This window comes from Primorskyibacter sp. S187A (assembly GCF_049800955.1).
Classification (GTDB): domain Bacteria; phylum Pseudomonadota; class Alphaproteobacteria; order Rhodobacterales; family Rhodobacteraceae; genus JAKVBH01.
In genome coordinates this window covers 680391-693010 of record NZ_JBNAGA010000001.1, presented here as the reverse complement: position 1 = coordinate 693010, position 12620 = coordinate 680391, and the positions used below count along the sequence as shown (strand labels likewise).

Genomic DNA, 12620 nt, shown 5'->3' with positions numbered 1-12620 from the left:
GCGATTGATAACAGGAGGAGAGATGCCCAAACGCTTCCGACTGACCCGCCGTTTCCCGGCAGCCATCACTGAGGATGGCTATCGCGGGTTGCGCCGCTTCGCGGATGAAGCAGGTCTGAGCGAAGCCGAGGCGCTCTCCTTCGTGTTCGAAAACCTCGACGGTATCACCGACAATGAGGGCCTTGCGGGACGTTTGAGACTGTTCCTTCGGGACCTCGACGCGCGCAAAGACTAATCACCGGAGCTTGGGAGGCATCATGGGAGCACATTGGCGGACCGAAGAGCACCAGATGCTCGCCGACATGACCGCGCGTTTTATCGCCGAGGAATGGGCGCCGCTTTATGACAAGTGGCGCAAGCAAGGTGAAATGGACCGCGACACCTGGATGCAGGCCGGGGCCTTGGGCTTGCTCTGCCCTTCTGTGCCCGAAGAATACGGCGGCGCGGGCGGTGACTTCGGCCACGAAGCGGTGATCCTTGAGGAAGGATCTCGTGCCAATCTGGCCAGCTGGGGCCATGGCATCCACTCCGGCATCGTGGCCCATTACATCCTCGAATATGGCACGGAAGATCAAAAGACGCGCTGGCTGCCCAAGATGGTAACAGGCGAGCTTGTGGGGGCTCTGGCCATGACCGAACCCTCGGGGGGCTCGGATGTCCAAAACCTCAAAACGCGCGCTGTGCGTGATGGCAATGCCTACCGGTTGTCAGGGCAAAAGACCTTCATCACCAACGGACAACACGCCAACCTGATTATCGTCGCCGCAAAAACGGATCCGGCCGAGGGGGCAAAGGGCATGTCCCTCCTGGTCGTTGAGACCGACAATACCGAGGGCTTTTCGCGCGGCCGCAATCTGGAGAAAATCGGATGCCACGCAGCTGACACCTCCGAGCTTTTCTTCGACAATGTCGAACTGCCCCCTGAGAACCTGCTTGGCACCGAAGAAGGCCAGGGCTTTTATCAGATGATGCAGCAACTGCCCCAAGAGCGGTTGATCATTGGCTGCGGCGCAGTGGGCGCCATGGAAGGTGCCGTCGCCCGCACGATTGACTATTGCAAGGACCGTGAAGCTTTCGGCGGCCCCCTCACTCAGTTTCAGAACACGCGGTTCAAACTGGCCGAATGCCAAACCAAAACCACGGTCGCCCGTGCCTTTCTCGACAGCTGCATTGCAGAGCACCTGAACGGTCAGCTCAGCGTGGAAAAGGCCGCCATGGCCAAATACTGGCTCAGCGATACGCAAGGCGAAGTCCTTGACGAATGCCTCCAATTGCATGGAGGCTATGGCTTTATGCAGGAATACGCCGTGGCTGAGATGTGGACCGATGCCCGCGTGCAACGCATCTACGGCGGCACCAATGAAATCATGAAAGAACTCATCGCGAGGGCGCTTTGATGGGCAGACCAAAGCGCACATGGCAGAGTGCGGGACCCTCCGGGGGGAGTTTTTCCGGCAAGATGAAGGGCCTATGGCTCACCCTGATCTCAGCCCGACCGCCAGGCGGAACGCAGGCAAGAGATCAGGGCTTCACCTTGCACGCCGCTCAACTCTCCAGTCTGCGACGCATTCTTTGCAAAACCACATTAACCTTAACAGCGCGTATACAAGCTTCATCTTGCCCCTAAACTCCACGGGGGTGCGGGGGTGTGAAACCCCCGCGGCATGATAAGACACAAGGACAGACATATGACACTCAAGCTTTATTGCTTCGGAGAAAGCGGAAATGCCTACAAGGCTGCATTGGCGCTGGAACTGTCCGGACTTGACTGGATTCCGGTGAAGGTTGATTTTTTCGGCGGCGAGACCCCTAGCCCGGATTTCCGATCCAAAATCAACGAGATGGGTGAAGTGCCCGTTTTGGAGGATGGGGAAAAGAAGCTGAGCCAGTCGGGCGCCATCCAGATGTATATCAGCGAAAAGAGTGGCAAATTTGCCGGAGCCACACCTGACGAAGCACGCGAAGTGATGCGTTGGATGTTCTGGGACAATCACAAGCTCAGCTCACAGGCTGGCATGACACGTTTTTTGATGAATTTCCTGCCCGAGGACAAACGTCCGGCCGAGGTCATAGGCTTCATGCAAGGGCGGCTCAAAGCGGCGTATGCTGTGCTGGACGCCCATCTGAAAGGGCGCGACTGGATCGTGGGCGCGGGACCGACCAACGCTGACTTCTCCTGCTGCGGCTACCTTTTTTACCCCGAGCCTTTCGGATTTGATCGCGCCGATTGGCCAGAGATTGACCGCTGGCTGGGCCATATCGAAGGCCTGCCTGGCTGGAAGCACCCTTATGATTTGATGCCCGGCTCCCCTGCGGATCGGGCCTGAACGGAGAAGACCATGACCGACGCTTATATCTACGATGCCCTGCGCACGCCGCGCGGCAAAGGCCGCAAGGACGGCTCGTTGCACGAAGTCACGTCCCTGCGGCTCTCGGCGCAGACGCTCAATGCTGTCAAGGACCGCAATGGCCTTGATGGACATGCCGTCGAAGATGTCATCTGGGGCAATGTCACGCAGGTGGGCGAACAAGGCGGATGCCTTGCGCGCTCTGCCGTGCTCGCGTCTGATCTGGATGAGCGTATTCCGGGCCTCGCGATCAATCGTTTCTGCGCCTCCGGCATGGAAGCGGTCAATCTGGCCGCGAACCAGGTCGCCGGTGGTGCCGGTGATGCCTATATCGCGGGCGGTGTTGAGATGATGGGGCGCGTGGCCATGGGCTCAGACGGGGCGGCCATTGCCGTCGACCCATCGCTCGCCATGGAAAGCTACTTCGTCCCGCAAGGTATCTCGGCCGACATCATTGCCACTGAATACGGTTTTTCCCGCGATGACGCCGATGCGCTGGCCATGGCGTCCCAGCAACGTGCAAAAGCCGCTTGGGATGATGGCCGGTTTGACAAATCGATCATCACTGTTCGTGATCAAAACGGCCTGTCCATACTGGATCACGACGAATACATGCGGCCCGAGACAGACATGCAATCGCTCGGCGGTCTTAAGCCTGCGTTCAAGGATATGGGCGAGGTCATGCCCGGGTTCGACAAGGTTGCCTTGATGAAATATCCGCATCTGGAGCGCATTTCGCATATCCACCATGCGGGCAATTCTTCGGGTATCGTCGATGGCGCGGCGGCAGTTCTCATCGGCAACAAGGCATTTGGCGAGAAACATGGACTGAAGCCCCGGGCGCGCATCCGCGCAACCGCCAAGATCGGCACAGACCCGACCATCATGCTCACAGGCCCGGTCCCCGTGACGGAAAAAATCCTGGCCGATAGTGGCATGAGCATCTCCGATATCGATCTGTTTGAGGTCAACGAGGCCTTCGCCAGCGTCGTTCTGCGCTTCATGCAGGCCTTCGACGTCGATCACGACAAGGTCAATGTGAATGGCGGCTCCATTGCCATGGGCCACCCCTTGGGCGCCACTGGCGCGATCATCATTGGCACCTTGCTCGACGAGCTGGAACGCACAGGCAAGAGCACCGGGCTTGCCACGCTCTGCATCGCGTCCGGCATGGGCGCCGCGACGATCATCGAACGGGTGTGATGCACCAAGGCGCAATATCCTGCGACCCGGAATTCGAGACGGCTGAGGCTGTCTCGAACCATCTGCTCGTCGTCACGCGTGACGCTCTCTTTTCAGGAGATATGGAGGCGTATTGCGCGCGCTTTCACATACCGAGCGTCTTGCGCACCTCCGAGACGGTGACGCACATTACCAACAAGGCTCAGCTCGAAGAAATCTTCCAGGGCATGCAACGCTACATTCACGATACCGGCGCAATTGATCTGCACCGCGTTGTGACCAGCGCCCGTTTTCTTTCGGCTGATAAGATTGAATGCCATTTCGAGAGCCGATGGGTAACTGCAAACCATCACCTGAGCCAACCCCGACGAAATTCCGGCATCGCCGAGCTGCGGCACGGACGCTGGACCATCATGTCCAGCGCTTATGACGTGTCAAACAACGCGCTTTTGCACATGGCCCTGTCCCGGAAAGGCGCGTCATGACCCGGACCGACCTGACAGCCAGAGCCATCGCTCAAGACCTACTCGATAAAACCGGGCAAGCGATGCTGAAGGGCGATTTTGACACCTTTCGCCGCTATTTCACTCTGCCCCATCACATCACGACCTATGAGGGCCAACGCACACTGGAAACTATCGATGATTTGCATTCCGTGTTCGAAGGCGTCGTTGCGGCGCATGCCAGTGATGGTGTGACGCGGCTGGAGCGCTGGGTCGAAGCCGCGAACTGGGTTGATCAGACCACAATCCGTCACACCCATGTGGCCAGCCGATATGCAGGCGATAGGTTACTCCGCGGCCCGCATCCGTCCATTTCCATCCTCAAGCTGGAGGACGGCGTCTGGCGCATCTCTGAGTCTCAATACGCGATCCATGATTGGCCAAAGGCCCAATCCGCGTTCATGACCGAAGCGCAGCAGCGGGCCGAAATCGACTGCGCCGCTATACTGCGCACGGGCCTCGATGCGATAACACGCGCCTATATGGAGCGCGATTTCGGTTTGCTATGTGAGCACGTCTCCTTGCCGCTTTACATGCATGGCCCATTCGGGCGCGTCTACCTCACGACGCGCGCTGAACTGAGAAGCGATTTTGATCTCTATGATCAGGAGCTCGCATCGCACGGCGTCACGGAGGTCGTCCGCAAGATAAAATCCGCGGAGTTGATCGCCAAGGACCGGATCATGGGAAGCTATCTGAGCTTTGTGCTGTCGGGCACCGAACTGGTCGTGCCGTCATATAAAAGCTTCATGACGCTTGAACGAGACGCGGATAATCACTGGCGCATGTGTGCGCTCGAAAAAGGGTTGGGGCATTTGTCCCACGCCGCGCAGGCCTCTCCGAGCCCGCAGGAGGTGATCGATGACTGAGCAGGAGTTTCGCGGCTTTCTGGACGATATCTGCGTTGCCTTCATGCGCCCGGACTACGCGCTTTGGCGCACGCGCATCCAATTGCCGTTCACCATCGTGACCGCAACAGGCCCGGTCTCGCTTGCAAATGACGATGAGGTCAAAACCAACTTCGACCAATACATGGAAGCGGTGGAAATCCTGCGCATCACTGACGTTGTCCGCGAGCCTCTCAAACTGGAACACTGCAGCGATGGCACCGTCCTCGCCACATACCGCACCCACCTGCTCAGCTCAGGCACCCGGGTGCACGAGCCTTACACATCCACCGCGCTATTGCATGCCCATCCCGGGCAATGGCGCATGTCCGCCATCCTGAATGCGCTGGGACATCATCACTGGACGGGCAATGCCCCGTTTCTGACAGGAGAAAAAGATGACTGATTTTACCATGGTCAAGCACGCCGACGGTGCCGCGATCATCACTTGGGATGTCGCGTCCAAATCGATGAACGTGATGAGCCGCGAGAGCATGGCGTCGCTCAACGATCTGATCGACGACGCGCTGGCTGATGATGCGGTCAAAGGCATTGTCATCACGTCGGGCAAAGACACGTTTGCAGGCGGGATGGATCTCAACGTCCTGGCCACGATCAAGGGCGAGGCTGGTGACGATCCGGCGCAAGCGCTCTTTGATTTCACGATGAACGGCCATCACATGCTGCGCAAAATCGAACGCGCGGGTATGGACCCTAAGACAAACAAAGGCGGCAAACCCATTGCCACAGCCCTGCCCGGCACTGCCCTTGGCATCGGTCTTGAATTGCCACTGGCGACGCATCGCATCTTCTGCGCGGACAATCCCAAGGCCAAGATCGGCCTGCCCGAAATCCTCGTAGGCATCTTCCCCGGCGCAGGCGGCACCACGCGGCTTGTGCGCAAGATGGGGGCCATGGCCGCTTCGCCTTTTCTGCTCGAGGGCAAGCTGAGCGATCCCAAGAAAGCCAAGATGGCGGGCATCATTGATGAGGTCGTTGACGATCCGGTTCAGGCCGCGCGCGAGTGGGTCCTGTCTGAGCCCAAGATCGTAAAACCGTGGGATGAGAAGGGTTACAAAATGCCCGGTGGCGCGCCTTATCATCCCGCCGGTTTCATGACGTTCGTTGGCGCCTCCGCCATGGTGAACAGCAAGACACAAGGTGTCTATCCTGCGGCGAAGGCTCTGTTGTCCGCTGTCTATGAAGGCGCCATGGTGCCCTTCGACACAGCCCTCAAGATCGAAGCGCGCTACTTCACCCAAATCCTGATGAACCCCTCCTCGAGCGCCATGATCCGCTCGCTCTTCATCAACAAGGAAGCGCTGGAGAAAGGCGCATCAAGGCCGCAGGTAGCCGATGAAAAGGTCCGCAAAGTAGGCGTGTTGGGTGCAGGCATGATGGGCGCGGGCATCGCGCTGGTCTCCGCACAAGCAGGCATCGAGGTCGTCCTGATTGACCAAAAACAAGAGGCCGCCGACCGCGGCAAGGCCTATGTCGCCGACTATACGGCCAAAGGCGTGAGCCGCAAAAAGATCACGCAGGACAAGGCCGACGCCATGCTGGGCCGGATCGAGGCCACGACCGATTACGCCGCGCTGGCGGGCTGCGACCTGATCATCGAAGCAGTGTTTGAAGATCCCAAGATCAAGGCCGAAGTGACCGCCAAGGTCGAAGAGGTCATCTCCGAGGACTGCATCTTCGCCTCCAACACCTCAACCCTGCCGATCTCCGAGCTTGCCAAGGCCTCCAAGCGCCCCGAGCAGTTCATCGGCATTCACTTCTTCTCCCCAGTCGAGAAAATGCTGCTGGTCGAGATCATCAAGGGCAAAGAGACAGGCGACCGGGCGGTGGCCAAATCGCTCGACTACGTGCGCCAGATCCGCAAAACGCCCATCGTCGTGAACGATGCGCGCTTCTTCTACGCCAACCGCTGCATCATCCCCTATATCAACGAGGGCCTGCGCATGGTGGCCGAAGGCGTGGCGCCCGCGCTGATTGAGAACGCCGCCCGTCAGGTCGGCATGCCCTTGGGCCCGCTGCAACTTGTCGATGAAACTTCCATCGATCTCGGCGCCAAGATTGCCCGCGCGACCAAAGCAGCCATGGGCGATGCCTATCCCGATGAGGCCGTCGACGAGGTGATCTTCTGGATGGAAGCGCAGGGCCGTCTGGGCCGCAAATCCAACGCAGGCTTTTACGACTACGACGAGAAGGGCAAACGCCAAGGCCTCTCAGAGGTCGTCATGGCCCAATACCCGCGAGCCGAAAGCCAACCCGATCTGATCGACGTGCAACACCGCCTGCTCTTCGCCCAATCACTGGAAGCGGTGAGGGCACTGGAGGAAGGCGTGTTGGAAGACATCCGCGAAGGCGATGTCGGCGCGATACTCGGCTGGGGCTTTGCCCCATGGTCCGGCGGGCCGTTCTCCTGGCTCGACATGATCGGAACACCCTATGCCGCGGAGCGTTGCGATCAATTGCAACACACCTATGGCGACCGCTTTGCCTGCCCCGCCCTGCTGCGCGACATGGCAGACAAAACACAAAGCTTCTACAGACGCTTCGGCAACGCCGCGCAAGCGGCCTGAAAAAAGCAGGGAAGCGGGAGAGGCCTCTCGCTTCCTTCCTCTTGAGATAAATATCCCAGGGTCCGGGGCAGCGCCCCAAATCGCACGCAAGTGCTGATCCAGCGCGCGCCGTGGCGCGCACAATCTGGCGACAGTGGTCAGAGGTCCCGTCCGCGGTAGAGGCGCATCTGTTTCTTCATCTCTGCATGGACGGCGCCGAAGGTCGTTAATCCGCGGGCTTGCAGCAATCCCAGCATCTTTGCGAAAGACTCCGCAGTGGCCCGTGTGTCCCCCATGGCCGTATGGCGCAATGCCTCAGGGATCTCGATGCCCAGCCGCTCGCACAGCGCATCCAGCGTATGCTGCTCGGTGATCCCGAACAAAACGGCTGACAAGAGCACGGTATCGAGCACCGGATTGTCGAACTCGCGCCCGATCACGTCGGCATGTTTATGGAAAAACGCCATGTCAAAAGGCGCGTTATGCGCCACAAGAACGGCGCCATGGGCGAAGGCATGCAGCTCGGCGCCGGCTTCGGCAATGTCCGGCGCGCCCGCGACCATGTCCTGCGTGATCCCATGCACCTTGGTGGACGCGGCTGGAATGGCGCGCCCGGGATCGACGAAGGTGTTCAACACCTCGCCCTCGACAATCCGCGCCCCCAACAGCCGCATGGCCGCAATCTGGACGATCTCGTCGCCTTGCGTGGGCAAAAGCCCCGTCGTTTCCGTGTCGAAGACCACATAGGCCAGCGCGTCGATGGGCATATCAGCCAGTGAGGCGAGACGGGATTTTTCAAAGAGCGAAAAGTCGTAGACCGCGCCGCGCAAGGCATGATCAGCGCGCGGATCGGCCACGCCAAGCGGCAAACGCAAGACCGCGCGTCCCTCACGGGCTTCCGGCCACATCTCGCTGCCATGTCGTGACAGGATAAAGCGCGCGGGAAACGCCCCTTCGCCCATCTCAAGCGGCACATCCAGCCAGCGCTCCAGCTGGCCAACCTCCAGCACATCTCCCTCCCAGGAGAGAGAGACCATCGCTCCCTCCGTGTCCTCGGAAATATCCAGCAGGACGCTGCCGACATCACATTCATCCCGGAGCTGTTCGCTCAAATGCGCCATCAGAGCTGCAATCATGAACCCGTCGGCAGCAAGCGTCAGGTCGGCAAATGTCGCGTCGCAGTCCAGTCCGGCACCGCGCAGCCGCGCCGAGACACCATCTGCCAGATCGCGCGCCGCAATACGGCGCCCCGTCAGTGCCGCGCTCCGGCTGGCCTCGAAACGCTGGGCAAAGGTCTCGACGGCGCTGGCAAACTGGTGGGTTTCATCCAAGAGGGCTTTGGCCAAAAGCGCGTCTTCCACCCGATCCTGCAGCGCCACGAGCGTCTCGAGCCCCGCCGCGCGCCTGCGCATGTCATCGACCATGTCAGTCAGCAGGCTTTCGCGACCGAGCGCCGCCCCGCTTTGCGCCGTTACATCCTGTAAGGTCAGAACGTAGCTGCCCGCGCGATCATTCCCCTGCGGCACGAGGCGCATGGAGGCGGCAAACATGGTGCTGCCATCTGTGGTCGTGCAGTAGAATTCAGCTTCATCATGGCCCGCTGCAGCATGTGCAATCTGGGCATGGGCCAACAGGAGCGGGCCTTCGCGGAGGCAATTGGTGATGGGTTGATCGAGGCGCGGCGCCGCACAATGCTCCAGTTGCCCACGTGCCAGCGAATTGTAAAAAACGACATTGTGATCCGCACTGCACAGGATCACCCCCACCGAGACATCCGCAAGCAACGTCTCCAGCCGCTCTTTTTCCTCGGCAAGGCTCTGGGTTTCCCGGCGGATGGCCAGCGTCAGGTCACTTTGGGTTTCGGCCAGTCGCTCCGCAATGGCTTTGGCAGCTGGAGCAAGATCACCGAGATATCGCGCATCTTCCTCAGCCAGCGGCGCGCCGCGTTCACCCGCCGCCAGGATGCGCATCCGAGATGCGAGGATCTGCATGGGGCGCGCAAGATTTTCATCAAACAGACGCCAGATCCATGCAACCAGCCCCAGCACGGCAAACCCTGCGGCCAGCCCGCCGAGCATGAACGGCGCCATATCGCTGCGAGGCTCGGACCGTGACCAACCCAGCCAGAGACCCGCGCCGATCAGGACAAGCGCGGCCAGTCCCAGAAAGAGAAAAAACAGAAAGACCCGGAGCCGAAGCGACCAATCCGCAAACATCAGCACATCTCCAGAAGCGCCGCCACCGCATTGGTCAACCGCTTCGTTTCAAACGGTTTTGACATGAAGTCATCTGCGCCCAGCGCCAGCGCTTTGCGCTTTTCGACATCTGTCCCGCGCGCCGTCAGGATAAGAACCCGTGTCGCGGCATGGTCCGGGCTGGCCTTGATGCGCTGGCAGATCTCGTAGCCGGACACCTCCGGCAGCGTCACATCGAGCACCACGAGATCGGGTGCATCGCGCAAGGCCATTTCCAAAGCGCGGCGCCCATTGTCGATATGAGTTACGTCATAGCCCTCACGATCGAGCAGAAAGCTGAGCGCAAGCGCGATATTTGCCTCATCCTCAACAAGCAGCACCCGTGGCTTTACAGCCTCAGTATCAAGTCCCATGGGCTCCCTCCTTCCCATTACGGCATGCGGATCAAATCCGCTCTCGGCGCTCTCCCCAAAGCGCATGTCATCGCGTCAGCCCGTTGGCGGGCAAACTGCGGTCACCAGTGGATCATCGGGAGCAAGCTGCTCCCAGGCCTCTGACACGATTGCGCCGGCGTCATCAAAGCTGCTGGCCTCCAGCGGCGTTTGCGCAGGCCGCGCGCAATCCAGACCAATCTTGAGCGCGCGCGCGGGCTGCCAGCGTTCCAGCAGGTAGATGTCCACAATCCGTTGATGCGGCACGTCTGTGTTGCTTTGCGCAGCGCCTGTGTCCGCGGCGATAAATCGGTTCACGAAGGGCGTGACGTAGGTCCAGGGGCGGAAAGGCGAGCGGCTCTCATTGGTCCGCACGACAACCACCGTCTCGGGCAATTGCTCGACGGAGCGTGGAAACCAGTTCATCTCCGACCAGACCGCAAAGACCAGCATGAAGACGCCCGCCGTCACGGGCATGGCGGATTTTGGCATGGAGCCGCGCGTGATCTTGTTGGCCAGAAGCGCGAGCCCTGCGCCTGCAAAACCCGCAAAAACCGTGGCAAGTAATTCCCAAAACATTCCTAGCCCAAGGCTCCCTTTCCGTGGCCAATGGCCGATTGCATTGTCCGCACCACGACGAAGGCATCCCGCAGATGGCCGCGTTCGAAATCAGACAGCGACGAAGGCGCCATGTAATTGTCCGGTGCGTCGCCATGTTTGATCTGATGGGCCTGATGCTCAAGCCGGGTCGTCGCGATCAGGTCATAGGCGTCGATGAGGTCCTTGGCGCCTGTTGCAGAGATCACGCCTTTGGCTTTTGCCTCCAGCAGGCGCGCGCGTGTGTTGGCGTGGGTCAGTCGGCCTTGCAGCGCGTAGAGCCTGCCCAGATCGACCACGGGCACAACGCCGTTGTGTTTGAGATCAATCGTGTTCTTGTGCTCGCCCGAACGGATCGTCGCAAATCCGCGCAGCAGGCTCAGTGGCGGCTGATGGCCCAACGAATTGGCCACCATATGGCTCACGAAAATGGAATTGCGGGACGCTTTGGCGAGCGTGTCATCCTGCAGACCATCAAACAGCGCTGTGTCCCCGGCGATGGGGCGCAAATCGAACATGACCGAGGCCAGCATCTGCGCCTCACTATCCGGCGTGGCAATCCAGCCCTCGAAATACCGCCGCCAGACGCGCACGGGCTGGCACCAGCGCGGGTTCGTGGCCATCATGTCGCCTGGGCAGTAGAAATACCCGCAGGCATCCAATCCATCGGAGACGAATTTGGCGAGCGCATGGAAATAGGCCATGTCCACCTCAGCCACATCATCGGACAGGATCAGGCAATTGTCCTGATCACTCACGCCTGTCTGCTCGCGCCGCCCCTGAGAGCCGCAGGCAAGCCAGAGATAGGACACCGGTGGCGCGCCCAGTGCATCTTCTCCCAGCTTGAGAAGCCGGCGCGTGACCGCGTCGCCAATATCGGTGATGAGCCGCGTGATCACATCGTGGGGCTTGCCCGCTGCCACAAGCTGGGCCAGCACCTGCGGGATCAGCTTGGTGAACGGCACAAGCGCTTCCACAGAGCTCGCTTGTGCAATGTCAGAGATCACAACGGCGGAGCTGATGGCCTGATGCCGGGTGAGGTCGGTCTGTGTGATGATGCCGCGCAGATCGCCACCTTCGGTGACGGGCACATGGCCAATCCGGCGCTCGAGCATCAATTGCAACACATCCGAGCCCAGATCCTCGGGCGACAGGCTGACAGGATTGCGCGTCATGACATCGGCGACAGGCGTCTCGCTGGGCAATCCTTGGGCGACGATGCGGGAGGCCAGATCACGCACCGTCAGAATACCTTGCAGCCGTCGTCCCTCGGTGACCGCGATAGAGGAAACATGTGCTTCGCGCATGGCCTGAGCGGCGCGTTGCACAGACGTGTCTGCAGAACAACTCAACGGATTGGGCGCCATCAGATCGCGCAGGCGCATCTCCGCGAGATCGCGTGTGCCCGAGCGTGAAGGCCGGGCGCGGTCGAAGTAGCGTGCGAAGGCCCTGTTGTTGCGCACGAGCGTGTGAAACGTGTCCTTCGGCAGGACCAGAAGCTGTGCATCGCTGAGCGCGCGCGCCGCTGTGACAGCTCTGCCCTCGCGCAGCAGACCGCGTTCACCAAAGGAGTTGCGAGGACCCAGAGCCGAGACCTGCACGCCATTGGCGTCAGTCACCTCGATCTCGCCCGTGACGATCAGAAACAAGCCGGGGAGCTCATCGCCCAGCCCGTAAATCGCCTCGCCCGCCGCCACATCAAGCGGCAAGAACGCGCGGTAGATGCCGGAGAACTCTTCCGCGGCGAGGGCGTCATAAGGGTGAACAGAGCGCAGGAAGGCTTCGGTTCCGGTCAGGTTTCGTCCCATGTTTGGCAAGGCTCTTTCGGATTTGGCGCGAGGTCGCGGCGGCTGGAGGTAGCCTGTCTTGGCGCGGCCCCGGGCAAAACCCAATGATTTGGATCAAAGGAA

At 60.3% G+C, this 12620-nt stretch carries 12 protein-coding genes; 8 read left to right on the top strand and 4 right to left on the bottom strand.

Annotated elements, in window-relative coordinates:
* Nucleotides 1–22: 22 nt before the first annotated feature.
* The 8 genes from ACP15S_RS03575 (at nt 23) to ACP15S_RS03540 (ending at nt 7508) form a co-directional block, all read left to right on the top strand.
* The gene (locus ACP15S_RS03575) at nt 23–235 is read left to right on the top strand and encodes a hypothetical protein (protein ID WP_425038202.1); all 213 of its coding nucleotides are present in this window, start codon (nt 23–25) and stop codon (nt 233–235) included.
* Nucleotides 236–257: 22 nt separating this feature from the next.
* Nucleotides 258–1397 carry an acyl-CoA dehydrogenase family protein gene (locus ACP15S_RS03570; protein WP_425038201.1) on the top strand — a complete coding sequence of 380 codons (1140 nt, stop codon included), beginning with the start codon at nt 258–260 and terminating at the stop codon, nt 1395–1397.
* Nucleotides 1398–1688: 291 nt separating this feature from the next.
* Nucleotides 1689–2327 (top strand): glutathione S-transferase family protein, encoded by a 639-nt coding sequence (locus tag ACP15S_RS03565; protein ID WP_425038200.1) that lies wholly within the window; start codon nt 1689–1691, stop codon nt 2325–2327.
* Between the two features lie 12 nt (nt 2328–2339).
* A complete protein-coding gene (locus ACP15S_RS03560) occupies nt 2340–3551 on the top strand; it encodes an acetyl-CoA C-acetyltransferase (protein ID WP_425038199.1) in 1212 nt (403 codons plus the stop codon).
* The gene (locus tag ACP15S_RS03555) at nt 3551–4015 is read left to right on the top strand and encodes a hypothetical protein (protein WP_425038198.1); all 465 of its coding nucleotides are present in this window, start codon (nt 3551–3553) and stop codon (nt 4013–4015) included. The genes ACP15S_RS03560 and ACP15S_RS03555 overlap by 1 nt, the downstream gene beginning before the upstream one ends.
* The gene (locus tag ACP15S_RS03550; RefSeq protein WP_425038197.1) at nt 4012–4902 is read left to right on the top strand and encodes a hypothetical protein; all 891 of its coding nucleotides are present in this window, start codon (nt 4012–4014) and stop codon (nt 4900–4902) included. The genes ACP15S_RS03555 and ACP15S_RS03550 overlap by 4 nt, the downstream gene beginning before the upstream one ends.
* Nucleotides 4895–5326 carry a hypothetical protein gene (locus ACP15S_RS03545; protein WP_425038196.1) on the top strand — a complete coding sequence of 144 codons (432 nt, stop codon included), beginning with the start codon at nt 4895–4897 and terminating at the stop codon, nt 5324–5326. Before ACP15S_RS03550 ends, ACP15S_RS03545 begins: the two co-directional genes overlap by 8 nt.
* Nucleotides 5319–7508, top strand: coding sequence for a 3-hydroxyacyl-CoA dehydrogenase NAD-binding domain-containing protein (locus ACP15S_RS03540; RefSeq protein WP_425038195.1), 2190 nt, complete (start codon nt 5319–5321; stop codon nt 7506–7508). Before ACP15S_RS03545 ends, ACP15S_RS03540 begins: the two co-directional genes overlap by 8 nt.
* A 137-nt stretch (nt 7509–7645) precedes the next feature.
* On the opposite strand, the gene ACP15S_RS03535 is transcribed toward ACP15S_RS03540, so the two are convergent.
* The 4 genes from ACP15S_RS03535 to ACP15S_RS03520 all read right to left on the bottom strand — a co-directional run bounded on the left by ACP15S_RS03535 (nt 7646) and on the right by ACP15S_RS03520 (nt 12518).
* Nucleotides 7646–9703, bottom strand: a complete 2058-nt coding sequence (locus ACP15S_RS03535) for an exonuclease domain-containing protein (RefSeq protein ID WP_425038194.1) — start codon at nt 9701–9703, stop codon at nt 7646–7648.
* Nucleotides 9703–10095, bottom strand: coding sequence for a response regulator transcription factor (locus tag ACP15S_RS03530; RefSeq protein WP_425038193.1), 393 nt, complete (start codon nt 10093–10095; stop codon nt 9703–9705). The genes ACP15S_RS03535 and ACP15S_RS03530 overlap by 1 nt, the downstream gene beginning before the upstream one ends.
* A 75-nt stretch (nt 10096–10170) precedes the next feature.
* Nucleotides 10171–10692 (bottom strand): hypothetical protein, encoded by a 522-nt coding sequence (locus tag ACP15S_RS03525; RefSeq protein ID WP_425038192.1) that lies wholly within the window; start codon nt 10690–10692, stop codon nt 10171–10173.
* 2 nt (nt 10693–10694) lie between these two features.
* On the bottom strand, nt 10695–12518 hold the full coding sequence (locus tag ACP15S_RS03520) for a DUF294 nucleotidyltransferase-like domain-containing protein (RefSeq protein WP_425038191.1): 1824 nt from the start codon (nt 12516–12518) through the stop codon (nt 10695–10697).
* Between the last annotated feature and the right edge of the window lie 102 nt (nt 12519–12620).